This window comes from Pseudomonas costantinii, assembly GCF_001870435.1.
Classification (GTDB): Bacteria; Pseudomonadota; Gammaproteobacteria; order Pseudomonadales; family Pseudomonadaceae; genus Aquipseudomonas; species Aquipseudomonas costantinii.
On the sequence record NZ_MDDR01000005.1, the window covers coordinates 1 to 25,080 of the forward strand.

16 protein-coding genes and 1 pseudogene are annotated in these 25,080 nt (G+C 58.9%); 4 read left to right on the forward strand and 13 right to left on the reverse strand.

Translation table 11 applies throughout. From position 1 onward, the window contains the following. Positions 1-148: 148 nt before the first annotated feature. Genes BFL40_RS02145 through glnE form a run of 8 tightly spaced genes read right to left on the reverse strand, consistent with a single transcriptional unit; the run spans position 149 to position 10,101 of the window. Positions 149-1,600: a lipopolysaccharide kinase InaA family protein gene (locus tag BFL40_RS02145; protein ID WP_071482721.1), complete on the reverse strand. Its 1,452-nt coding sequence runs from the start codon at positions 1,598-1,600 to the stop codon at positions 149-151. After that, on the reverse strand, positions 1,600-2,352 hold the full coding sequence (locus tag BFL40_RS02150; protein WP_071482720.1) for a lipopolysaccharide kinase InaA family protein: 753 nt from the start codon (positions 2,350-2,352) through the stop codon (positions 1,600-1,602). The genes BFL40_RS02145 and BFL40_RS02150 overlap by 1 nt, the downstream gene beginning before the upstream one ends. Then, a complete protein-coding gene (locus BFL40_RS02155) occupies positions 2,349-3,083 on the reverse strand; it encodes a lipopolysaccharide kinase InaA family protein (RefSeq protein ID WP_071482719.1) in 735 nt (244 codons plus the stop codon). The genes BFL40_RS02150 and BFL40_RS02155 overlap by 4 nt, the downstream gene beginning before the upstream one ends. Further along, the gene (rfaP, locus tag BFL40_RS02160; protein WP_071482718.1) at positions 3,083-3,889 is read right to left on the reverse strand and encodes a lipopolysaccharide core heptose(I) kinase RfaP; all 807 of its coding nucleotides are present in this window, start codon (positions 3,887-3,889) and stop codon (positions 3,083-3,085) included. Before rfaP ends, BFL40_RS02155 begins: the two co-directional genes overlap by 1 nt. Continuing rightward, a complete protein-coding gene (locus BFL40_RS02165; protein WP_071482717.1) occupies positions 3,886-5,010 on the reverse strand; it encodes a glycosyltransferase family 4 protein in 1,125 nt (374 codons plus the stop codon). Before BFL40_RS02165 ends, rfaP begins: the two co-directional genes overlap by 4 nt. Then, a complete protein-coding gene (gene waaC / locus BFL40_RS02170) occupies positions 5,010-6,071 on the reverse strand; it encodes a lipopolysaccharide heptosyltransferase I (protein WP_071482716.1) in 1,062 nt (353 codons plus the stop codon). The genes BFL40_RS02165 and waaC overlap by 1 nt, the downstream gene beginning before the upstream one ends. A gap of 1 nt (position 6,072) precedes the next feature. Then, on the reverse strand, positions 6,073-7,107 hold the full coding sequence (gene waaF, locus BFL40_RS02175; protein ID WP_071482715.1) for a lipopolysaccharide heptosyltransferase II: 1,035 nt from the start codon (positions 7,105-7,107) through the stop codon (positions 6,073-6,075). A 54-nt stretch (positions 7,108-7,161) separates the two neighbouring features. Continuing rightward, positions 7,162-10,101 carry a bifunctional [glutamate--ammonia ligase]-adenylyl-L-tyrosine phosphorylase/[glutamate--ammonia-ligase] adenylyltransferase gene (gene glnE / locus BFL40_RS02180; protein WP_071482714.1) on the reverse strand — a complete coding sequence of 980 codons (2,940 nt, stop codon included), beginning with the start codon at positions 10,099-10,101 and terminating at the stop codon, positions 7,162-7,164. A 383-nt stretch (positions 10,102-10,484) separates the two neighbouring features. On the opposite strand from glnE, the gene aceE reads away from it, so the two are divergent. From aceE to msrA, 4 genes are all read left to right on the forward strand, one after another. Then, positions 10,485-13,130, forward strand: a complete 2,646-nt coding sequence (gene aceE, locus BFL40_RS02185) for a pyruvate dehydrogenase (acetyl-transferring), homodimeric type (RefSeq protein ID WP_071482713.1) — start codon at positions 10,485-10,487, stop codon at positions 13,128-13,130. A gap of 11 nt (positions 13,131-13,141) precedes the next feature. Continuing rightward, positions 13,142-14,773, forward strand: a complete 1,632-nt coding sequence (gene aceF, locus BFL40_RS02190) for a dihydrolipoyllysine-residue acetyltransferase (RefSeq protein WP_071482712.1) — start codon at positions 13,142-13,144, stop codon at positions 14,771-14,773. A 315-nt stretch (positions 14,774-15,088) separates the two neighbouring features. Further along, positions 15,089-17,782 (forward strand): putative bifunctional diguanylate cyclase/phosphodiesterase, encoded by a 2,694-nt coding sequence (locus BFL40_RS02195; RefSeq protein ID WP_071482711.1) that lies wholly within the window; start codon positions 15,089-15,091, stop codon positions 17,780-17,782. A 72-nt stretch (positions 17,783-17,854) separates the two neighbouring features. Then, entirely contained in the window at positions 17,855-18,502 is a 648-nt protein-coding gene (msrA, locus tag BFL40_RS02200; protein WP_063033432.1) for a peptide-methionine (S)-S-oxide reductase MsrA, read from the forward strand. Positions 18,503-18,578: 76 nt separating this feature from the next. Here msrA and BFL40_RS02205 read toward each other — a convergent pair whose 3' ends face one another. The 5 genes and pseudogenes from BFL40_RS02205 to BFL40_RS02235 all read right to left on the reverse strand — a co-directional run. After that, on the reverse strand, positions 18,579-19,415 hold the full coding sequence (locus BFL40_RS02205) for a 23S rRNA (adenine(2030)-N(6))-methyltransferase RlmJ (RefSeq protein ID WP_071482710.1): 837 nt from the start codon (positions 19,413-19,415) through the stop codon (positions 18,579-18,581). Between the two features lie 86 nt (positions 19,416-19,501). After that, complete coding sequence (locus BFL40_RS02210) at positions 19,502-20,221, reverse strand: DUF4123 domain-containing protein (protein WP_071482709.1); 720 nt, start codon at positions 20,219-20,221, stop codon at positions 19,502-19,504. A gap of 58 nt (positions 20,222-20,279) precedes the next feature. Beyond that, positions 20,280-20,615 (reverse strand): hypothetical protein, encoded by a 336-nt coding sequence (locus BFL40_RS02215; protein ID WP_071482708.1) that lies wholly within the window; start codon positions 20,613-20,615, stop codon positions 20,280-20,282. Positions 20,616-21,537: 922 nt separating this feature from the next. Continuing rightward, positions 21,538-21,936 carry a hypothetical protein gene (locus BFL40_RS02230; protein WP_139213520.1) on the reverse strand — a complete coding sequence of 133 codons (399 nt, stop codon included), beginning with the start codon at positions 21,934-21,936 and terminating at the stop codon, positions 21,538-21,540. Positions 21,937-22,917: 981 nt separating this feature from the next. Further along, positions 22,918-24,921, reverse strand: a pseudogene (locus BFL40_RS02235) (type VI secretion system Vgr family protein); the annotation flags it as partial. Positions 24,922-25,080: the final 159 nt, after the last annotated feature.

Below are 25,080 nucleotides of genomic sequence, written 5' to 3' on the forward strand. Positions count from 1 at the left end.
TCGCAGCCCAACGCGGGCGATGCGGCGACCCGACAAGCCCGCTCGCCACAGGTTACTTATTGCCTGTTCTACCTAAAGACCTTGAAAGGGCTGGCTGTAAGAGCGAAACCATAAGCAGCCGTTACCTAAATAACGGATATGCACCCAATCAAACCGACCCACCAACCAACTTGGGCAACCGCTGATCAATCACCTGATACAACGCACTACCCACCGGCCAATTACGCATAAACCGCGCCCGGTCCCTGGCAAACGCCGGAGCAAAACTCGCAGCAGACCCATGCTGACGCATAGCATCCAGATCGATCAAAACCCATCGATCCCGATCCCAAAACAAGTTGTGCCCCTTGAAATCCCCATGGCTGATCCGCTCACGGATCAACTCCGCAAACAACCGATCCAACGCCACCAGCTCAGCCTCAGGCGCATCCCCGCCCTCAACATACGGCGCAAAACGCTCAATGAGATCCGGCCCCGGCAAATACTCAGTAACCAGATAAGCCCGACTGCGCAGCCATAAAAACCGCTTCTCCAACACCGCCAACGGCTTGGGCGTAGCAATCCCAAGAAACGCCAGGCGATTGCCCTCGTACCAGGAATGCCACGCACGGCTGGGCCGCCAGAAGCGCCTGAGCCAGTGGGTAAAACCCTTGATGTTGTAGCGTTTGATCACCAGCGGCCGACCGGCCACCTCGACCTTGGCCACAGTAGCCGAGCCACCGGTCTTATACAGATGCCCCTGGTCCAGCAACGCATCAGCACGCTCCAGCACCGGCAACATCGCAGCCTCTTCCTCGCGACGAATTGCGCGCAAGGCAAAGGCGCCACGCACCACGCTGAACAGCGTGCATTCGCGGCCGACCTTGTTCAAAAAGTCCTTCAAACGCCAGGCGCTGACCTTGCGTACCTGCTTTTCCAGGGCTTCCAGCGGCAGAGCGTGCTCGCCGTTGGCCAGGAGGTAATACACGAGCAGTTCTTCGGTAAACGGCTCAAGATTCTTCGGCAACTGGGCAAAAAATACACCGAGGTTTTCCAACACCCGGTTGCGCGACAGCGGCTTGCCCGCGTCTTCGACGCGAATCCCGGCACCATCGATCAAGTACAGCTTGCCGCCCTGGCGCAGCAGGTTGTCCAGGTGCAGGTCTTCCTGCCACAGCCCTTTGGCGTGCATCTGGGCAATCGCACCCAGTGCTTCGGCCAGTACGGCGGTCTGTTCATCCGCCAGCGGCGGCAAACCTTCGACCGCCTGCCAAGCATCGGCGAGGCTTTCAGCGCCTTCAATAAACTCAAACAGCAGCCACCCACCCTCGCCTTCCTGCAAGCCATCGGCCAGCAACAACGGCGTGATCAAGCCTTGCTCAGCCAGTAGGCGCACACCGTTGCGCTCTCGCTGAAAATGCCGCGCGGCCTTGCTGCCCACCAATAATTTGGCCAGCACCGGGCGCCCGCGCCAGACCGCCGCGCCCACATAGCGCTCGCCCGGCAATACTCGCAGCAGGCTGAGCAATTGCAACTGCCCTGGGCCTGCCGCGTCCGCCAATTCGATAGTCAGCGGCAGGCTGGGGGTGCGGCCGGCGGTTTTCAGCTCGGACAAACGCATCAGCGGTTCTCCTTGCGACTGCGGCGGGCCGTCAGGCGCTGGAACCAGGCGCCTACCAGCGAGCTGTCTTCAGGCTGTTCCAGGTAGGCTGCCAGCAGTTGCCGCACTTGGGTGTCCGACCACTGCGGCGCACGCCGCAACAGCGGCTCCAGATCCTTGACCCGATCGCGCACGCCGAACAACAGCGGGCGGGTTTTTTCCAGGTCGATCAACTGCGCGGTGTAACCGTCGCCGGCGGCCTGCAGGAAAATATGTTTAGGGTAAAAACAGCCGTGCACCTGACCCACATTGTGCAGGTGGCGAGCCAACTGACCACAAGCCAACAGGATCGCCCGGTGCTGGGCGTCGCTCAATTGCGACCACTGCTCCAGCAACGAATCCAAGTCGTTCCAGCCGTCGAGCGCGCGGGTCAACAACATCGCGCGGCGCGCGCCATTGACCTTGCGCTCACCGAAGAACGCGGCCTGCAACGCAGGGATACCGAGCTTTTGGTAACGGCTGATATTGCGAAATTCACGGGCAAAGCTGGGCTCGCCAAACGGCTTGTACAACGTACGTGTCAGGTAGTTGCTCTGGCGCTTGAGGTAGTACCCCTGGCCTTCGAGCTCCAGGCGAAACACGCTGCTCCAGCCGCCATCACTGGTATTGGGCTCATCCACCGCCTCCAGTTGCCGGGCCCACAGGGCGTCGAAGGTTGCGAGGCCGTTGCGCTCCAGCAGAGCGCGGTCTTCGGCCGCCAGAAAATCACTCATTCGCGCCCCTCGAAAAACTTCACCACGTGGCGAATTCGCTGTTTGTCCGACGCCGTCAGGTGCGTGCGTTGGCGATATTGCATGTAGAAGCGCAGGCGCTGGGTGGCCGACAAGTGATACTTGGCAACCTTGTCCAGGCAGGCCAGGTCTTTGGTAATACGGTATTTGAGCCAGAAACCGCGCCAGAAATCACCGTTGGGGCAATCGATCAGGTACAGGGTTTTCTGGTCATCGACCAAAAGATTGCGCCACTTCAAGTCGTTATGGGTGAAGCGATGTTCGTGCATCGTTCGGGTGTATTCGGCGAGCTGACGACTGACCACATTGACCCACTTTGGGTCTTTCAAGCAGGCGTCGTTACGGTCGGCCAACACTGACAAGTCTTCGGTTTTCGGCAGCTCGCGGGTGATCATCGCGCCACGGTCATAGGCCAGTCCCTTGCGCTCCAAACCCCAGGCCACCACGTCAGCGGTGGGAATACCCCACTTGGCGAAGCGCTTGAGATTCTGCCATTCGGACTTCACTCGAGGTTTGCCCACGTAGCGGCGCAAGCCTTTGCCGGCACCAATGTAGCGCTTGACGTAATAGTTGACCCCACCACGCTCCACCCGAATCACTTCCGACAACGGGTCGCGCGTCAGTTGTTCGCCTTGCAAGGCAAACACTGCCTCAAGGCTTCCAAAATCATCTGCCAGGTTGGCGTAAGCCGGTTCGAGGTTCCAACCAGCCATCAGATCGCATCCCCCAAGCGTTGCTTACGCGCGTAAAGCTTGTCGGCCTTGCGTTGCAACACGCTCAGGGACGCCGACTGCTCGGCGAGAATCTGGCGTAGCGGCTGACGGAAGTAACCTTTGAGAAAACGCAACTTGTCACGCAGGGTCAGGCCAATTTCCATCGCTGAGTAATACAGCGCGGACAGGTCTTTGTTGCGCCAGCGCAGCGGCAGATGGGCACGCAGTTGGGCGCGGTGCAGGTCGATCACCGACAGCTTGATGTCGCGGGCGTCGATCGGTTTTGCGGTGTCCAGCAGAAAGTGGCAGAGGTAGCAGTCGCGGTGATTCACACCGCCACGGTGCATATCGCCAATCATACGCGCCAGTTCCGCCGTCAATGCATGGCGCAGGGCGGGCGTGGGCGGCTGCGTGACCCAGTTGATGGTCAGGTCTTCCAGGCTGATGGTCGGGGCCAGTTCCTCGGTGATAATGAACGAGTGTTGGTTCGCCGGGTTGCTGCCTGTTTCGCCGAATGCCACGCCGGTCATGGTCGGTACGCCGAGCTGTTGCAGACGGTGGATGGCCGCCCACTCAAGGCCTGCGCCCAGTACTGGCAACTTGACAGTAATCAGATTCTTGAAAATTTCGCCCCAGCCGACGCCGCGGTGGATTTTCACGAAATACGGGCGCCCCTCCACCTCGGTGCGCAAGGTGCGACGCGCCGCCAGTTCACGAAACACTTGGCCTTGCAGTTTCTCGACTTCGGCGAAGGCATCACGCCCGGCCCATAAGGTCTTGAACGGTTCGGCAAGAATCAACTTCATCGCTTTGGCTCCGCCAGAATCACATCCGCAGCGTGCTGCGGCATGCTATAGAGGTCAGCCGTCTCGGCGAAGGCCAACCCATTGCGGCCCCAGGCCGCGCGCTGTTCAGTGTCGGAGAGCATTTGCGCCAGGTATTGGTTGAGCTGCGCTTGTTCAAACGGCTCATCCAGCACCCGACCGCTGTCGGCTTCGGCGATGTAATGGGCATAACCACACACGGCCGAAACCAGCACCGGCAACCCGGCCACCACGGCCTCGAGCAACACGGTGCCGGTATTTTCGTTGTACGCCGGGTGGATCAACAGATCGGCGCCCAACAGGAAACGCGGGATGTCGCTGCGGCCCTTGAGGAACTGCACATTATCGCCGAGCCCCAATGTGGCGCTCTGCAGTTGGAATACTTTGGGGTCGTCCTGGCCAATTACAAACAGGCGCGTACGTTTTTTTAGTTCCGCCGGTAGAGCGGCCACGGCCTTTAGGCTGCGATCGACGCCCTTGGTCTTGAAGCCGGAACCGATTTGCACCAGCAGCAGGTCGTCATCACCCAGGTTGAATTCCTTGCGGAAACCTTCGCGAATCTCGGCGGCGTTCGGCGGTGCGCGACGGTCCAGGGCAATGCCCGGCGGCAGCAGGTGGAAACGCTCAAGCGGGGTGTCGTAATGCTTGATGAACAGCGGCTGTTGCACTTCGGAGATCATCAAGACTTCGGTCTTGGCGTCCTTGGCAAACACCGCGCGCTCGTACTCGGCAAAGTGCCGATAACGGCCAAAGCTGCGGTACAGCGAGTGACGCAGGTTTTGCGCCTTGTCTTCATAGCAGCCGTCGGCGGCGTAGTACACGTCCAGGCCGGGCATTTTGTTGAACCCGATCAAGCGGTCCACCGGGCGCTTGGCCAGGTCGGCTTCCATCCAGGCGCTGAGCTTCTCGTTGCGCCGATGGTTGAAGAACGCCTTGACCGGCGCCACCAGCACTTCGAAACCGGGCGGGATGTCGCCTTCCCAGATCAGCGTGTAGACACGAATCTGATGGCCGCGCTGCTGGCACTCCAGGGCGATGCGCATGAAGTCACGCTGCAGACCGCCGAAGGGGAAATATTTGTACAAAACAAAAGCCAGTTGCATCAGTGCAGTTCCTCAGCCAGTAACAACGTGCTCAGTCGGCTTGCCACACGCTCAGGGTTCAGGCGCGTGAAGCACAGGGGCGACTCGCGCTTGATGTCGAACCGACGCAGGTCGTCGGCCGTCGGTTGATAGGTACATTGCTTTTGCAGACACGGCGCGCATGGGAAGTCGCTGGCCAGGTGAATCTGGCCCTTGCCGTAGGCACCGGTCAGGCCTGGGTTGGTCGGGCCGAACAAAGAAATGGTCGGCACATCCAACGCGGCGGCCAAGTGGCCGAGCCCCGTGTCCACCGCCACGCAGGCGCGGGCGCCCGCCAATACACGGGCGACACCGGCCAGGTTGAGCTTGGGCAGCACTTCAGCGTGTTGCAGGCCTTGGGCCAGGCGTTCGGCTCGGGCCTTTTCGGCGGCGTTGCCCCATGGCAACTTCACGTCCACACCCAGGCGTCCCATGCGTTCGGCCAGCTCGCGCCAGTAGGCTTCAGGCCAGTGCTTGGTGTCCCAAGTGGTGCCGTGCAGCAACAGAACGAAGGGTTTCGTTGGCGGCAGGCCGAGCAGCTTGTCGACGTTCAGGCCATAGTCGCCCAGGCCTTTGGGCAAGTCGTAGCCGAGGGCCACGGCGAACAGCTGGCGCAGACGCTCCACCGCATGTTGCCCGCGCGCCACGGCCAGGCGTCGCGAATAAAAGCGGGCGGCGATGGGCTCGCGGGCAGAATTTTTATCGAAGCCCGCCACCGGAGCGCGCACGTAGCGCGTCAGCCAGGCGCTTTTGAGCAGGCCCTGGGCGTCGATCACCAAGTCGTATTTGGTCGACTGGATGCGCTGCTTGAAGCGTCGCCACTCACCACTTTTGATGGTCTGCCAGATGTTTTTGCGCCAGCGACGAATCGCCACCGGGATCACCTTGTCCACCGCCGGGTGCCAAGTGGGGATCTCGGCAAAACCTTCTTCCACCACCCAGTCAAAGCGAATGCCGGGGATCGCCCGCGCCGCGTCAGTCAGTGCCGGCAAGGCGTGGATCACGTCACCCAGGGACGAAGTCTTGATTACCAGTACTCGCAAACTAACGGACCTCGACCACAGAGCCCTGCAACCGCTGCAAGGCATCGCTGACCGGTTGCGGCAGCAACTGGCGCAGACAATTGTAGTGGCCGAATCGGCAAGTGCGATCGAAACACGGGCTACATTCCAGACCCAAGCGTACCACTTCGACCTTATCAGCCAATGGCGGGGTAAAGCCTGGAGAGGTCGAGCCGTAGACCGCCACCAGCGGACGGTTCAGCGCAGCGGCCACATGCATCAGGCCGGAGTCGTTGGACACCACCGAGTCGGCACAGGACAACAGGTCGATGGCTTCAGCCAGGGACGTGTCGCCACTGAGGTTCACCGCCTCCTCGCGCAGGCCGGGAATCAAACGCTGGCGGATGTCTTCACCCACCGAATGATCGTTCTTCGAGCCGAACAGCCACACCTGCCAACCTTCGCGGATCTTCATCTCGGCGACTTTGGCGTAGTGCTCCGACGGCCAGCGCTTGGACTCGCCAAACTCAGCGCCTGGGCACAGTGCCAGCACCGGGCGGTCGAGCATCAAGCCGAACTTGGCCAGGGCCGCGTCGCGAGTCACCGGGTCGATCTGTAGGCTGGGGCGCGGGTAAGGCGTGGGCAATTCGGCACCCGGCTCATAGGCCAGAGCCATGAAGCGCTCGATCATCAGCGGGTAGCGCGCCTTGTCGAGCGTGCGCACATCATTGAGCAGGACATAGCGAAACTCGCCGCGCCAGCCGGTACGTTTAGGAATGCCGGCGAAATACGGCACCAGCGCCGACTTGAGCGAGTTGGGCAACAGGATGGCCTGGTCGTACTGCCCGGCCAGGGATTTACCGATACGACGACGGGTTGCCAACTCCAGGGCGCCATGGCCGAGCGGAAAGCTCAAGGCCTGGCGCACTTCGGGCATGCGCTCGAGGATCGGCCGGCTCCACTCAGGGGCGAGCACGTCGATTTGGCAGTCGGGATGACGTTGCTTCAAACACTGGAACAGTGTCTGTGCCATTACCATGTCACCGACCCAACTGGGCCCAACGATCAGAATATTCATCTAGTTTCCACAAACGATGCGGGGAGGCTTATGCCTCCCCGCCCTAATAGTGTTTCAGCTCAACCCCAGCTCCTGCCAGATTCGCATTACCTGACGCCGTTCGTCGGCGAACTGATCCCCGGTGACCGTACCGGCCTCATTTTGCAAAGCCTGTCGATGCGCGGCGGAACGGTAGGCCTTATACACCTCGCGCAGCAAATGGGCATCGGCGGCGGGCATCAACCCCACCTGCTCCAGGCCTTCCAGAATGCGGATATTGTCGGTATAGCGCAGCAACAATGGATGCTGCGCAGACCACGCCAAAGCCGCGTATTGCACCATAAATTCAATATCGACGATACCTCCGGCGTCCTGCTTGAGGTCGAACACGACGGTAGGTTCGAAGGCATTGGCGCCGGTACCGGCCGCCGTGCTCTTGGTCCCCAGGTTGTCGCGCATCTTCGCACGCATCTCGCTGACCTCTTGGCGCAGCTTTTCCAAGTCGCGTTCACGCCCTAACACTGTAGCGCGTACTTGCTCAAACGCATGGCCCACATCCTGACTACCCACCAGCACCCGCGCGCGGATCAGCGCCTGGTGCTCCCAGGTCCAGGCTTCATTTTGTTGATAACGCTCGAAAGCCCCCAGGGAGCTGACCAGCAAACCGGATGCACCTGAGGGCCGCAGCCGCATATCCACTTCATACAGTTGCCCGGAGTTGGTCTGGGTGGTCAGCAAGTGGATGATCCGCTGGCCCAGGCGCGTGAAGAACTGCGCACCGTCAATCGGTTTGGCACCATCGGTCTCGGCCTGCGGATCACCGTCGTGGATAAACACCAGATCCAGGTCCGAACCATGCCCCAGTTCGATGCCGCCCACTTTCCCATAACCGACAATGATGAACCCAGGGTCGCACAAGGTGCCGTCCACCCGTTGTGGCGAGCCGTGGCGGGCCACGGTCTGGCGCCAGGCCAGGGCCAGCACTTGCTCGAGAATGGCTTCGGCGAGCCAGGTCAGGTAGTCGCTGACCTTCATCAGCGGCAAGCTGCCGGCGATTTCCGAGGCAGCGACGCGCAAGCGGTGGGCCAGCTTGAAATGGCGCAGGGCTTCCATCTGCTGCTCAAGGTCATCCTCGGGGATACGCGTCAGGCGCTCGCGCAGCTCGGCGGCCAGCTCCGGCGCCAATGGCGGTTTGAACAGGCGACCTTCATTGAGCAGTTCGTCGAGCAACAGCGGAAAGCGGGTGATCTGTTCGGCGATCCAGGGACTGGCGGCACACAAGGTCAGCAAGCGACGCAGGGCGCCGGGGTTTTCCGTCAGCAGCACCAGGTAGGCGGAACGACGGGCGACCGCTTCCACCAGCGGCAGCACGCGCTCCAACACCAAGTCAGGGTTGGCGTGCTCGACGGCTTGAGCCAACAACCGCGGGATAAATGCATCCAGCCGCTCACGGCCCAGACGCTGCATGGCGCGCAATTGCGGACTGTTTCGCAGGCCGGCCAAGGCTTTGAGGGCTTTGGTCGCGTCGGTAAAACCGCCTTCGGCCAGTTGGCGACAAGCGGCCTCTTCGTCCTGAGACTCTTCCCACAACGGCAACCATTCACCGCCCACCACCAGCTCGCTTTCTTCGCCCTCTTCTTCGTCCGGATCAGCGATGACTTGGCGGAAGTGCCAGTCCACTCGGCCACGCCAGTACATCAAGCGCTCGTGGAAAGCGGCCCAATCAGCGAAGCCCAACATAAAGGCAATACGCGCCTGGTCTTCCGGGCTGTCCGGGAGCATTTGCGTCTGCCGGTCGGCAATTGCCTGGATCGCGTGCTCGGTGTAGCGCAGGAATTCATAGCCATTGCGCAACTCGGCGATCACCGCCGGTGGCAAATAACCTTGACCTTCCAAGGTGCCCAGCACCTTGAGCAGCGGCCGCTGTTGCAGGCTCAGGTCGCGGCCACCGTGGATCAACTGGAAGGCCTGGGCGATAAATTCAACTTCGCGGATGCCACCCGAACCCAGCTTGATGTTGTCGGCCATACCCTTGCGCCGCACCTCCTGCTGGATCAACTGCTTCATGGTGCGCAGCGCTTCGATGGCGGAAAAGTCCAGGTAACGCCGGTAGACGAACGGCCGCAGCATCTCCAGCAATTGCGCACCGGCGACTTGGTCGCCGGCGACTACGCGCGCCTTGATCATGGCGTAGCGCTCCCAGTCGCGGCCCTGGTCCTGGTAATACTGTTCCAGCGCGTTGAAGCTGAGCACTAGGGCGCCGGCCGAACCGTAGGGACGCAGGCGCATATCGACGCGGAATACAAACCCGTCGACGGTCATCGGGTCGAGGGACTTGATCAATTTCTGACCAAGCCGGATGAAAAACTCCTGGTTATCCAGGGCACGCTTGACCCCTACCGTCTCGCCACCTTCGGGGTAGGCGAAGATCAGGTCGATATCCGAGGACAGGTTCAGCTCCACGGCGCCGAGCTTGCCCATGCCGAGGATGACCATGTGCTGCGCTTCACCGCTGCGCCGGCCGGTGGGTGTACCGAATTGCACGCAGTGGCGCTGGTACAACCATTGGTAAGCCTGGTCGATGCTCGCGTCGGCCATGTCGGAAAGGTCACGGCAGGTTTGCACCAAGTCAGCCTGGCGTGTCAGGTCGCGCCAGATGATGCGCACTTGTTGGCGTGTGCGCTGGCGACGCAGCACACGACCCAACTCATCTTCCGTTTCAGCTTGTTGCACGACGCTGGCGATCTGCCCGCACAGCTCGCCGGGCGCAAAGCTGCGGTCCAACTCGCCCCAGGCCACCAGCTCGAGCAACATCAAAGGGTCACGAAGGCTCTGTTCAATGACGAAATCACTGGCGGCGCACACGCGGGCAAACTCAGCCCACCGTTGCGGCGTCCACGCAGAAAGGCCATGATCGTCGCCCAGCGCGGCCACTGCGTCACGAAATGACTGCTCGGCCCGCTTGGCGTATGGCAAGAGAATGGCCGGCAATTGGGCCAGTGTTGGAAGGCTCATGGTCTATCCTTGATCGGCGCGTAAATGGCTTGTTGCTGTGAACGCAAGAGGCACGCTCGGTGAAGGAGTGTCGAACAAAGGTTATAAATAGCTGAAATTAATTTAATCTTGGCAGGCAACATCAAACTTTCACCTTTTCTTGTTCGCAATAGATCAACAATAACGATTATGCTCACCAGCCAGACCGAGCCATACGCTCAGTCTTGTGTAGTTTTACTACTCGTATATACATTCGAAAGGCTGAAATGGCCGACGATTTGTAGTAAAACTACAGGACGCCGAAGCAACCTTCGGCCATCCAAGAATTTATGTCGTCTGCCCACAAGGCCAGTCGCAAACTTCAGGCAACCGATTCTGGTAGCCTTTCCGCCCTGGAGCAAGCCATGCAAGACCTCGATCCCGTCGAAACCCAGGAATGGCTGGACGCCCTGGAATCGGTTCTCGACAAAGAAGGCGAAGACCGTGCTCACTACCTGATGACCCGTATGGGCGAACTCGCGACCCGCAGCGGCTCGCAACTGCCCTACGCCATCACCACGCCATACCGCAACACCATCCCCGTTACCCACGAAGCACGCATGCCTGGCGACCTGTTCATGGAACGCCGCATTCGCTCGCTGGTACGCTGGAACGCCATGGCGATGGTAATGCGCACGAACTTGAAAGATTCGGACCTGGGCGGTCACATCTCCAGCTTCGCTTCCAGCGCAACGTTGTATGACATCGGCTTCAACTACTTCTTCCAGGCCCCGACCGACGAACACGGCGGCGACCTGATCTACTTCCAGGGCCACACCTCGCCAGGCGTCTACGCCCGCGCGTTCATGGAAGGCCGCATCAGCGAAGACCAGATGAACAACTTCCGCCAGGAAGTCGACGGTCAGGGCCTGTCGTCCTACCCGCACCCTTGGCTGATGCCTGACTTCTGGCAGTTCCCGACCGTATCCATGGGTCTGGGCCCGATCCAGGCGATCTACCAGGCACGCTTCATGAAGTACCTGGAAGCACGCGGTTTCATTCCGGAAGGCAAGCAGAAAGTCTGGTGCTTCCTGGGCGACGGCGAGTGTGACGAGCCGGAATCCCTGGGCGCCATCTCCCTGGCCGGCCGCGAGAAGCTGGACAACCTGATCTTCGTCATCAACTGCAACCTGCAGCGCCTCGACGGCCCGGTTCGCGGCAACGGCAAGATCATCCAGGAACTCGAAGGCGTGTTCCGCGGTGCTCAGTGGAACGTGACCAAAGTCATCTGGGGCCGTTTCTGGGACCCACTGCTGGCCAAAGACGTCGACGGCATCCTGCAACGTCGCATGGACGAAGTCATCGACGGCGAGTACCAGAACTACAAAGCCAAAGACGGCGCGTTCGTACGTGAACACTTCTTCAACTCGCCTGAACTCAAGGCGATGGTTGCTGATCTGTCCGACGACGAGATCTGGAAACTCAACCGTGGCGGCCACGACCCGTACAAGGTCTACGCGGCGTACCACGAAGCGGTCAACCACAAAGAACAACCGACCGTCATCCTGGCCAAGACCATCAAGGGTTATGGCACCGGTGCCGGCGAAGCGAAAAACACCGCACACAACACCAAGAAAGTCGATGTCGACAGCTTGAAGTTGTTCCGCGATCGCTTCGACATCCCGGTCAAAGACGACGAGCTGGAAAACCTGCCGTTCTTCAAGCCGGAGCCGAACAGCGCCGAAGCCCGTTACCTGAGCGAGCGCCGCACCGCGCTGGGCGGTTTCGTGCCACAGCGTCGCGCCAAGAGCTTCGACATCCCGACACCACCACTGGATACCCTCAAGGCAATCCTGGACGGCTCGGGCGACCGTGAAATCTCCACCACCATGGCTTTCGTGCGGATCCTCGCGCAGCTGGTCAAGGACAAGGAAATCGGTTCGCGTATCGTACCGATCATCCCGGACGAAGCTCGTACCTTCGGTATGGAAGGCATGTTCCGTCAGTTGGGCATCTACTCCTCCGTCGGCCAGCTCTACGAGCCAGTCGATAAAGACCAGGTGATGTTCTACAAGGAAGACAAGAAGGGCCAGATCCTCGAAGAAGGCATCAACGAAGCGGGCGCCATGAGTTCCTTCATCGCTGCCGGTACTTCGTACTCCAGCCACAACCAGCCGATGCTGCCGTTCTACATCTTCTACTCGATGTTCGGCTTCCAGCGTATCGGCGACCTGGCTTGGGCAGCAGGCGACAGCCGTACCCGTGGCTTCCTGATCGGCGGCACCGCCGGCCGTACCACGCTGAACGGCGAAGGCCTGCAACACGAAGACGGTCACAGCCACATCCTGGCTGCCACCATCCCGAACTGCCGCACCTTTGATCCAACCTACGGCTATGAGCTGGCGGTGATCATCCAGGACGGCATGAAGAAGATGACCGAAGAGCAGCAGGACGTTTTCTACTACATCACCGTGATGAACGAGTCCTACCAGCAACCCGCCATGCCGGCCGGTGTTGAAGAAGGCATCATCAAGGGCATGTACCTGCTCGAAGAAGACACCAAGGAAGCGGCGCACCACGTGCAGCTGATGGGCTCCGGCACCATCCTGCGTGAAGTCCGTGAAGCGGCGAAGATCCTGCGTGAAGAGTTCAACGTCGGCGCTGACGTATGGAGCGTTACCAGCTTCAACGAACTGCGTCGCGACGGCCTGGCCGTAGAGCGCAACAACCGCCTGCACCCAGGTCAGAAGCCTGCCCTGAGCTACGTCGAAGAGTGCCTGGCCGGCCGTAAAGGTCCGGTGATCGCCTCTACCGACTACATGAAACTGTTTGCTGAACAAATTCGCCAGTGGGTCCCGTCCAAGGAATTCAAAGTCCTGGGCACCGACGGTTTCGGCCGCAGTGACAGCCGCAAGAAGCTGCGTCACTTCTTCGAAGTTGACCGTCACTTCGTGGTGTTGGCAGCCCTGGAAGCCTTGGCTGACCGTGGTGAGATCGAACCTAAGGTGGTGGCTGACGCTATCGTCAAGTTCGGGATCAACCCGGAAAAACGCAACCCACTGGACTGCTGAGGAGATTTTTTGTGAGCGAACTCATTCGCGTACCTGACATCGGCAGCGGTGAAGGTGAAGTAATCGAGCTGTTTGTGAAGGTTGGCGACAAAGTCGAAGCCGACCAGAGCATTCTGACCCTGGAATCGGACAAGGCGAGCATGGAAATCCCTGCTCCCAAGGCCGGCGTGGTCAAGAGCCTGAAAGTGAAGCTGGGCGACCGCCTGAAAGAAGGCGACGAACTGCTGGAGCTGGAAATCGAAGGTGCCGCTGCTGCGGCCCCTGCGGCTCCTGCTACTGCACCCGCTGCTGCTGAAAAGCCAGCCGCTGCCGAGGCCCCTGCGGCCCCGGCTGCTGCACCTGCCGCAGCCAGTGTTCAGGACATCCATGTTCCGGACATCGGTTCGTCGGGCAAGGCCAAGATCATCGAGCTGCTGGTCAAGGTCGGCGACACCGTCGAAGCCGACCAGTCGCTGATCACCCTGGAGTCCGACAAGGCCTCCATGGAAATCCCATCGCCGGCTGCCGGCGTAGTGGAAAGCATTGCAGTCAAACTGGAAGACGAAGTCGGCACTGGTGACTTCATCCTCAAGCTGAAAGTACAAGGCGCTGCGCCTGCTGCTGCTCCAGCTCCGGCCGCTGCACCGGCGGCCAAGGCTGAAGCGGCTCCGGCCGCCGCTGCTCCGGCACCTGCTGCAAAAGCCGAGGCCGCACCAGCCCCTGCTGCTGCACCTGCGCCTAGCGGTGCCAAGGTTCACGCCGGCCCAGCCGTACGCCAACTGGCACGTGAATTCGGTGTTGAGCTGAATGCCGTATCGGCCACTGGCCCTCACGGTCGCGTACTGAAAGAAGACGTGCAGGCTTACGTCAAAGCCATGATGCAGAAAGCCAAGGAAGCTCCGGCTGCAGGCGGCGCTACCGGTGGTTCGGGTATTCCTCCGATCCGCACCGTGGACTTCAGCCGCTTCGGCGAAATCGAAGAAGTGCCGATGACCCGCCTGATGCAAATCGGCGCGGCAGGTCTGCACGCCAGCTGGCTGAACATCCCGCACGTGACTCAGTTCGACCAGGCCGACATCACCGACCTTGAAGCTTTCCGCGTTGCGCAGAAAGCCGTGGCCGAGAAGGCCGGCGTGAAACTCACCGTGCTGCCACTGCTGCTCAAGGCGTGTGCTCACCTGCTCAAGGAACTGCCGGACTTCAACAGTTCGCTGGCACCAAGCGGCAAAGCGATCATTCGCAAGAAATACGTGAACATCGGCTTTGCCGTCGACACCCCGGATGGCCTGCTGGTACCGGTCATCAAGAACGTCGACCAGAAGAGCCTGCTGCAACTCGCTGCCGAAGCCGCTGCACTGGCAGCCAAGGCCCGCGACAAGAAGCTCACCCCGGACGACATGCAGGGCGCGTGCTTCACCATCTCCAGCCTCGGTCACATTGGCGGCACTGGCTTCACGCCAATCGTCAACGCGCCGGAAGTGGCAATCCTGGGTGTTTCCAAGGCCACTATCCAGCCTGTATGGGACGGTAAAGCGTTCCAGCCGAAGCTGATGTTGCCGCTGTCGTTGTCCTACGATCACCGCGTGATCAACGGCGCCGCTGCTGCACGCTTCACGCAGCGCCTGAGCCAACTGCTCAACGACATCCGCACCATCCTGCTGTAAGCCACAGCGGGCCTCCCCTTCACCGGGGAGGCCTGGTTGCAACGATTTCCGAGCGCCACGCTCGTACCTCAACCCCGCCAATTGGCGGGGCTTTTTTTGGTCTATTTTCAAGCAAGAACTTGGACATAAAAAAAGAGGTTGTACACCCCCTTCACCCAGATTGTAGAAATCCCCCGCCCGGCCGATAACAGCCTTATAGCACTTAGCCTTTATCCTCTCTTGTCAGTCCGTGCTGCATGATGCAACCTTGCCGCAAACGACAGTAAAGAGGGCGTAAGCCCGGCGCCGTAGGCATCTTCCCAAGCGAGTTTCCCCATGAAAAGCCAATCCGATGTCGCCCGAATGGCGGCCGAGGTAGTGACGCAGTTACCGGTGCCTTCGCGCCTCGGTATGTTGCGTTTCGAACGGCTTAATGAGGCTAGCTGGGCTCTTTTGTACCTCGACCCCAATTGCGAGCGCCAATTCGGCCTGCCGGCGGTCGAACTGTGCGCCTTGATCGGCACGCCCTACGCCAGCCTGATGGAACCCCAGGCGCGCTATCAGTTGCACGACACCATCCAGCAGCAACTGACCCAGAGCCCGCATTACCTGGTGCGCTACACCCTGCACACCAACGACGGCCCGCTGAGCCTGCTGGAAATGGGCGAGGCCTACAAACAACACAACCGCCATCTGTTGCGCGGCTACCTGATGGTAGTCGATGGGCTGTTCAGCGAGATCCCTGCACCCGCGCCGACCGCAGACCTGGAAAACCAGAACAGCCGCCTGCAAATTGCGTTGGAACTTAATCAACGTGCCCAGCAGGAACAGTTGCAGCACCTGGAACGCGTGCGCGCCCAACAGGAGCTGATTCTGTTGCTGGCGCGCCAGCGCTACACCACCCCCAACTCGCTGCAGGAAGCTGCCGAGCTGATCACCCGTAGCGCTTGCGACATCTACCAGATTGACTGCGCCAGCATCTGGAACCTCGAAGGCCAGCGCCTGGTGCCGATCTCGGCGTACCAGCGTACCGAACAACAGCACCATCTGCCTGAACCGATCGACGCCAGCAGTTTCCCGGACTACCTGGAAGCCCTGCATTCCAGCCGCGCCATCGACGCCACCCACGCGATGCGAGACCCGCGCACCCGGGAAATGGCCGAGAGCCTGCGCGCCAAGGATGTTCACGCGATGCTCGACGCCAGTATCCGCGTCGACGGCCAAGTCGTCGGCGTGTTGTGCCTGGAACAAAGTGGTAGCCCGCGGGACTGGCAATCGGATGAGATCGCCTTTGCCGGAGAGTTGGCGGACCAGTTTGCGCAAGTGATCAACAACCACAACCGCCGTACCGCCACCAGCGCCCTGCACCTGTTCCAGCGCGCCGTGGAACAAAGCGCCAACGCCTTTCTGCTGGTCAATTGCGACGGCGTGGTGGAGTACGTCAACCCAAGCTTTACCGCAATCACCCAGTACAGCGCCGAAGAAGTCCATGGCCATCGCCTGGCGCAACTGCCGGCCCTGGAGAACCTCAGCGAGTTGCTGTTCGATGCGCCGTCGAGCCTGGCCAAGAGCAACAGTTGGCAAGGTGAATTCAAGAGCCGTCGCAAGAACCTGGAACCCTACTGGGGCCAGTTGTCGATCTCCAAGGTCTATGGCGACAACCGTGAGCTGACCCACTACATCGGCATCTACGAAGACATCACGCAGACCAAGCTGGCCCAACAGCGCATCGAACGCCTGGCCTACACCGACAACCTGACCAACCTGGGCAACCGCCCGGCATTCATCCGCAACCTCGATGAACGCTTTGCCCGAGACAGCGATACCCCGATCAGTCTGTTACTGGTGGATATCGACAACTTCAAGCGGATCAACGACAGCCTCGGCCACCAGACCGGCGACAAACTGCTGATCAGCCTGGCCCGCCGCCTGCGTAACAGCCTGAGTGCCGGTGGGAGCCTGGCGCGCTTTGCCAGTAACGAATTTGCGGTGCTGTTGGACGACGCCGACCTGGAGACGGGCCAACAAGTCGCCAGCCAGCTGTTGACTACCCTCGACAAACCGATGTTCGTCGACAACCAGTTGATCAGCGTTACCGGCTCCGTGGGCTTGGCCTGCGCTCCGCTGCATGGCCGCGACCCGCAGACCCTGATGCGTAACGCCGGCTTAGCCCTGCACAAGGCCAAGGCCAACGGCAAACACCAGGTGCAGGTGTTCACCGAAGCGCTGAACGCCGAGGCCAGTTACAAACTGTTCGTGGAAAATAACCTGCGCCGCGCCTTGACCCAGAACGAGTTGGACGTGTTCTACCAGCCCAAGCTTTGCCTGCGCAGCGGTCGCTTGCTGGGTATGGAAGCGCTGCTGCGCTGGAACCATCCGGAAAAGGGCATGATCCGCCCCGACCAGTTCATCAGCGTGGCCGAAGAAACCGGGCTGATCATCCCCATCGGCAAATGGATCGCTCGCCAGGCCTGCCGTATGAGCAAGCAATTGAGCGCCGGTGGCATGGGCAACTTGCAGGTGGCGATCAACCTGTCACCCAAGCAGTTCTCCGACCCCGACTTGGTGGCCTCGATCGCCACCATCCTCAAAGAAGAGCAGCTACCGGCCAACCTGCTGGAGCTGGAGCTGACCGAAGGCTTGCTGCTGGAAGCCACCGAAGACACGCGCCTGCAACTGGACCAGCTCAAAAGTTTTGGCCTGACCCTGGCCATGGATGATTTCGGCACCGGTTACTCGTCGCTGAGCTACTTGAAAAAATTCCCCATCGACATCATCAAAATCGATCGCAGCTTTATCCACGAAATCCCGGATAACCAGGACGACATGGAAATCACCTCGGCAGTGATCGCCATGGCCCACAACCTCAAGCTCAAGGTGGTGGCCGAAGGTATCGAGACAGGCGAGCAGCTCGCGTTCTTGCGTCGACATCGCTGCGATGTGGGCCAGGGCTACTTGTTCGACCGGCCGATCCCCGGTGCAGACCTGATGAAGATGCTTAAACGCTACCCGCGCGGGCCAATCGCCTGACAGCGCTGTAACACTCGGGCACACTGGCTACCTGACTACTTACCTAACTCAATCTGACTGAGAGGACTGATCATGGTCTTGCGCTCGGAAATTCTGGTGAACAAAAACGTGCTTCCTACTCAAGAACAGGCCTTGCCTGGCCGTGAAACGCCGATGTCTTTACCCGAGACTCATTTCGTCAACGGCAACCCGCTGCTGGGCCCATTTGTCGACAACGTAGAGTTTGCGATCTTTGGCCTGGGTTGCTTCTGGGGCGCAGAGCGCCGTTTCTGGCAGCGCGAAGGCATCGTCAGCACGGTGGTGGGTTATGCCGGCGGCTACACGCCGAACCCGACCTATGAAGAAGTTTGCTCGGGCCTGACCGGCCACAGCGAAGTGGTTCTGGTGGTGTTTGACCAGGACAAGATCAGCTACGAAGAGCTGCTGAAAATGTTCTGGGAACTGCACAACCCAACCCAGGGCATGCGCCAGGGCAATGATATCGGCAGCCAGTACCGTTCGGTGATCTATGCGGTCAAGCCGGAGCATCTGGAGGCGGCGAAAGCCAGCGCCCAGGCGTATCAGAATGAACTGACCAAGGCTGGCCTGGGCACCATCACCACGGAAATCGAAGAAGCACCGACCGTGTACTTCGCCGAGGCGTATCACCAGCAGTATTTGGCGAAGAATCCACAGGGTTACTGCGGGATCGGCGGCACAGGCGTGACCTGCCCGATCTAAGAGTGACGCTGATCTAAAAATGTGGGAGCGGGCTTGCTCGCGCCCACATTTGCTCTGTGCATGGCTGTAGATCGGATTACTCAGCGATCAACCAATCCATCTGCCACCCGCCCTGGGTCTGGCCAAGTTTCTTGGACAGCCACGGCAGCAGCTCGCGCAACTCCTCCTCCAAACCCCACGGCGGGTTGGCAATCGCCAGGCCCGAACCGGTCAAGGTGTTGGGCGTGTCCAGCGGATGCACCAATAACTCCACCCGCAACAACTTCGGCGCACCAGTACCGGCCAGGTCCTGGTAGAAGCGGCGCAACATGCGCTGGTCCTTCACCGGATACCAGATCGCCGCGACGGTCTGGCGCATGCGGCTGACCGCTTCCTTGAGGGACGCCGCGCAGCGCTGCATCTCGTCGAGCTTTTCGAACGGGGGGTCGATCAGCATCAACGCGCGCTTTTCCGGCACCGGCAGCAAGGCACGCGGAACATGCCAGCCTTCGCCCAGGTGCACTTTGACCCGGCGATCGCCTTTCATGTTGTCCTTGAGCAGCACACCGTCTTCCGGGTGCTTTTCATTGAGCAACACACGGTCCTGGGGCCGCGTGAGGCGCCGCGCCAGCTCCGGCGAGCCCGGGTAGTAGCGCAACTGGCCATCCGGGTTCATCTCATGCAGCACGCGCATGTAATCGGCGGTCAACGGCGGCAGGTCGTTCTCGCCCCACAGACGGGCGATGCCTTCCAGGTATTCACCGGTGCGATTGGCCTGGTCGCCTTGCAGGTCGTACAGACCGATCCCGGCGTGGGTGTCGAGGTAGGCGAACGGCTGCTCCTTGCGCGACATCAGGGCGATGAGACGGGTCAAGGTCAGGTGTTTGAAGACATCGGCGTGGTTGCCGGCGTGAAAGGCGTGACGATAATTCATGGTTGCTCCTGCGCAGGGGGCGAAGTTTACCTTCTACGGGGGCAAAGGTGCAGAGTTGTGGTGAGCGGGCTTGCCCCGCGTTGGGCTCACCTCAACTCTAAAGCCAGATAGTCGGTCAGCGCTTTGTGGCCGATATCCGGCATTCGCGCAAAATAGGCGACCTTGTGCTGCAAGGTCGTTGGCGTGAAGGCGGTGTACAGATCCGGGCGCTGCTCTTCGAGCCATTGCAGCAGGTTGTCGATCAGCACTTGCGGTGATTGCTCCGCCAGGTGTTCCAGAATCGGTGCCGGAACTCGCCACCATGGACTGGTTTTGGCAGCCGTAACCTCGCCCGTCGCCACCGACAGTGCCTGGCCATTGATCAGGTAACGTTGGAACACCGGCAACACCTTTCCCGCCTCATCGCCCAGCGTTTGCAACATCGGCAAAAACTGAGCGCCATCCCAGAAGCGTAAAAAGACCTGCTGGTCATCCGGCAAATACACCTTGGTCAGGCTTTGCAAGTGCGCCACCACCGTTTCCAGTGGGCTCGACGACACCGCCAGCCAGCCCCAGTCTGTCGACTCGGTCGTTGCTATCCAATCGAGAAAGGGGCTGTCGGGTTCGACGATGCCGACATAGGGCATTACTTCATCCCACTCGGCGTAGGCCGTGCCTGCCCAAATTGGTTGGGGTAGGATCCCGGCGGCTGTGCTTCGCCAGGTATCGAGAGGTTTGGCGTCGCTGGCGTTACTAAGAATGGCGAAGAGGTGTTCGGTAGACTGGAAGGAGATTAGCCACTCGCGAGGCAATAATTGTTTCGGCATTGGAGATACTCCTATTACAGTAAGACGTGAGCAAATAAAGCAAATTCAAAAATACAATCTAAAACCAGTCAACATCTTGCCACCCCATGAAATCGCCAATTGCGAGTAAGATAAAAATTCCAAAAAAAGCTCCCACCGTAGATCCACCTAAACACCTCAAATTCAGCTTTAGCCCCTTGGGAAATTCAGCATAATCTTCAGCACTGAGGCGCCCAAGATTTATCGCCTGGGTCGGAAAGGCGAAAGCACCAATCACATCCCTAACCGCCCACGATCGACTTATAGGGTCCCAACCAATACTTACATCTGCATCTATAAGATGCCCGCTACGCCTTAAATGCAGACTTATTTTTTCAACTTTGAAATAGGCAATATATAAAGCCCACACAGGCATTAAAACCACCAGCAAAAAAAACACAAACAAAAAATAGAGTATACGTCTTGCGCGCCATATATTTGCACTGTAAATCCTCCCTCCGTTAGCCTGACCTTCTTACACTTAGCCTCACGACGGACCTGCTATCAGACTGCGAAAATACTCCTCACGCTTGGGAGATAAATAATCAGCATTAATACCTGCGACCCTCGAATGGGTTACTTAATCCAACCCATATATTTACCGACGACCCATAACGTTATGGCGTACACCCCAACCAACATCAAGAAAAAACCCCACAGCCTCAACTCACGCATTAGCTTGCAGGGAACACTTTCAAGCTCCTCACGAGTAACCGCCCCATCATTAATATGTATTCTCTGGAAGACAAACATTCCCGAAACCGCATTTACGAAAAACACCCTACCGAAAAAGCTAGAGCCGACGAATCCCTTCCGATACGACACTAACTTACAGGACCCTAAACATTTAAAAATCTCGTCAACTTTAAAATAGGCAATGTAAACCTGAGCCAAAAAAACGATAACAACCAAGATAGCTAACACCCCAACGCAGTACATATAGACAGTTCGACCGTCGCCCATGACTACTGAGTCCTCTCGTAAATATATTCCCCAAAACTTTCTCCAACACTGGCCAGGCCCTTTCCGCCTAAGGCGCTGGCAGCGCCGACTACAACTAAACCGCAAACTAATCCGCCTACTCCGACCGTCGCAACCCCAATTCCGGCGCAAGCGGCTGAAGCCCCATAAGCACCCAAAGGCTTGGCAACGATGGAGCTGCTAAAAATGACGAAAATGTTTTCGGTCGATTGAATCGGGGAGTGGAATAGCCATCTGCGGGGTATGGACTGCATTAGCATTAAAGAATACTCCTTCACGATAAAATATGGGTAAATAATCCACCAATAACCGAGCCTCTAAAAATTTTTATCAAGCCACCCCATATACTTACCAACACCCCACAAAGCGATACACACTCCAACCAAGAAAAACAAAACATATACCAAAGCCTTTAGTTGAAATTTAAGCCGATAAGGAACTCCTTCAAACTCCTCACGAGTAAACCCACCGTCTTTTATATGTGTTTCAGGAAACACAAGCATCCCCGCAATCGTCAGTACAAAAAACGACCTACTAAAAAATCCTCTCCCAAGAAGACATTTACGAACTAAAACAACATTTGAATTACCTAGGCACTCCAATATCTCATTAACTTTAGAATAAGAAAAATAAACTTGAACCAAGAAGGTCAAAAAAATAAACATAAATACGCCTAACCAGCACCACATATAAAACGCGTAAAACTCACCTTTCATTACTTCCCCCCTCATAAATAAAATCTCCGATCCTCTCTCCAGCTAACGCCCCACCCGCACCACCGAGAGCAGTGCCTGCACCTATAGCAACACAAACTGTGCCCGCACTCGCCGCTGCTGAAGCACCACCTAACCACCCCCCCCAGCGCTCCCGACAAAATTGCCACCTTCTGTATATTTCACTCTTTGACAATCATCCTCACTTCCAACTCGACACGTTTCCCTCACCTTCAATGCCGAGGCTGATGCCCCTAGTCCAATTCCAACAAACCCGCCGACCTTCATATACTGACTCGCTCGAGCAACACCCCGAATGTGTGTTGCATATCCAGGAATACCTTCTGATACACCGGCCTTACTCCAATGATGAACCAAGCTGCGACTGGAAATCCCTAATACGCTTTTGAGCTTTGGGTGATCGGCAATACCAACACCTTTTCGCACCAGTGGTCCGAGGCTATTATCCAACTGAGTTAGCAATCGCTTACGCTCAGCGAGAAACTCAGCACCTTGCAAATTGCCCTGTATTTTGAAGGTTTTGACGTGCAACTTTTCGATATCCACGAGGATGGACTGGGTTCGCGTCAAGTGACTCGCAACCATTGACGACCCAACCCCCACCGCCATCGAACTCTGCGCCAAAAACGCACCAATCTCCTGCTGGTGTTCAACCATAAACGCCGCCTCGTCATCACTCATTGGCTTCAGCGCTTCATTCACCTCCTGCGCCGCTTCCATGAGCAACGCCTCTTCGCGGGTGCATTGGCTATTGAGCGGATCACTGAGTACGAGCATTTGCCCCGGCCTGGTGTATTGCGTGAGCTGTGGATTGAGGCTACGAAAACGCTCCAAGACGATCGCGCTGGGCGATTCGAACAGCGACTTTTCCAACGCATCCCGAGACATCGCACGCTGCACAATATGGAACCCCGGCTCGACGCCCGAGGTTTTACCAGCAGTGGCTCCCGCCCCCTTACCGCCGTGTTGCGTGAGATCACACTGACCGTTTTTGCAGCGCTCACATTCTTCACAAAACGGCGCGCTGCGCCTCAGGCTGGTCACTTGCACGGGGCTTAGCGGTGCAGGGATAACCGCCAGCAGCTTTTCCTTGATTCCCGGCATTACCGGGGCAGCTGTGGGAGCAGGCGCACCGCCGAGCTGGATCGGCACGCTGCTGAATATGCCGCCCGCCGACAGCGTGATCGACTGCCCGCCCGCCTGGATCGTAACGGTGGCACCCGCATCGATAACGACACTTTGCCCTGCACCTATTTGAATAGTCCGCCCGGCACGCATCTGCTGCGAACCACCGACCACCAGATGATCATCCTGCTTGAGCTCGGTCAGGCGGTTGCCATGGGTAATACGTTGCTCTTCGCCTCGCAGCTCATGGTGCGACTCCCCTCCCACCTTCACCCGACGCTGGTTATCGACCTGCACCTGCTGGTCATGCAACACATGTTGAGTCCAATCACGCTGGGCCCGCAGGTAGATTTCTTCAGCGCCCTTGCGGTCTTCGATGCGCAGTTCGTTGTAGCCACCGCCGCCGGGGCTGCTTTGACTGCGGAAAATACTGCGGGTCATGGCGGCTGGCAGGTCGAGCGGCACGGGGGTCGCCGCATTGGGCAGGCAACCCACCACCAGCGGCATGTCCAGGTCGCCATTGACGAAGCCCACCAGCACCTCCATACCGACCCGTGGAATCAGCACCGAACCGTAACGGTCATGGGCCCAGCCGCTGGCAACGCGCAGCCAGCAACTGGAGTGGTCGTCGTGCTTGCCATTGCGGTCCCAGGCCATTTGCACTTTCACCCGACCGTATTCGTCGCAATGGATTTCGCTGTTAGCAGGGCCGGTGACTACCGCGTTCTGATAGCCCGAGATAGTTGGGCGCGGCTGCTCAGGCAGTGGCGGTCGAAAGATCACGTCCCACGGTGCGGCGACAAACTCGTTGCGATAGCCCTGGCGAAAATCCCCTCCTGATACTTCGGTTACGGCCTCCTCCAGCACTTGGGGCTGCTTGCCTTCGTGGGTGACTTGCGTCACCAGCCATAAGTCATTCCAGCCCTCGCGTGAATGCCCGCTCAGCTTGAGGAAGCGGCCGCTGACCAGCGCAGGCTCGTCACCCTCGCCATGGGCAATTCGGTAGTCACTGCGATGGCGCTCCAGCCCACGTTGAGCGAGGTATTTGCCGTGGGGTCGATCGCTGAAACCACCGGGGTAATCCTGCTCTTCGAGGTTCGGGAGCTGCTCGCCAGCCACCGCACTTTCCAACCCCAGGCGCGGCTTGCGGAAGTCGTAATCGCGCAGGTTCACCGCCGTGGTGCGGGTCTGCAATTGCACGGTAAATCGCTTGATCGCCGGGGTGCCGGCCACCATCCCGGAACCGGCAGTGTAGGGGGTTGGCTGGTCGGGCTCGGCAAACACCGTCTGGTCATCGCCAAACACCAGCAGGTGTCCCTCGGGCGAATGCTGGAAGTGATAGTGGATGCCAAGCTCGGCACACAACCGCTGAATGAACGCGAGATCAGTCTCACCGAACTGCACACAGTACTCTCGCGCAGGATAAGTACCGCTCAGGCGAAACTCGAATCGGTCACTCTGAATCCCCTGCCCCACCAGCACTTGCGCGACAATCTGCGGCACCGTCTTGTGCTGGAAAATGCGCTGGTGACTGCTGTGTTTCAGATACGCCAATTGCGGCACCAGACTGATCTGATAACGCGTGAGGCGCCGCCCGGAGTCGCCTTGCGCCACTCGGCAAACCAGGCCGTGGATGCCATGGCCCTGATCATCAAAACCGAGATACGCCTGGCGATGCAGCAAGCTTTCCAGGTCGAGATCAGGCTGCTCACTGACCAGCTCAAGGTCAAAACGGTAGGGCTGACTGATGATTTCGGCCCCCTTGAACTCAAACACCTTAAGTTCAATGGGCCCCCCGTCGAGGGTCAGGGTAAAAGCACTTTGATTGGCAGGAGCGAACATCCGGTGTTTCTCTGCGAGGAGTAGGCGGCCGATTCTGCACCACTGTTCCACCCTACTGAGCACACCCAAAACAAATCAGTAAATACCTACAAATAAGCGTCCGAACTTTCTTCAGACCGGCGTAAATCACACGCAAAAAAAGGCCCGCCATCCGTAGGA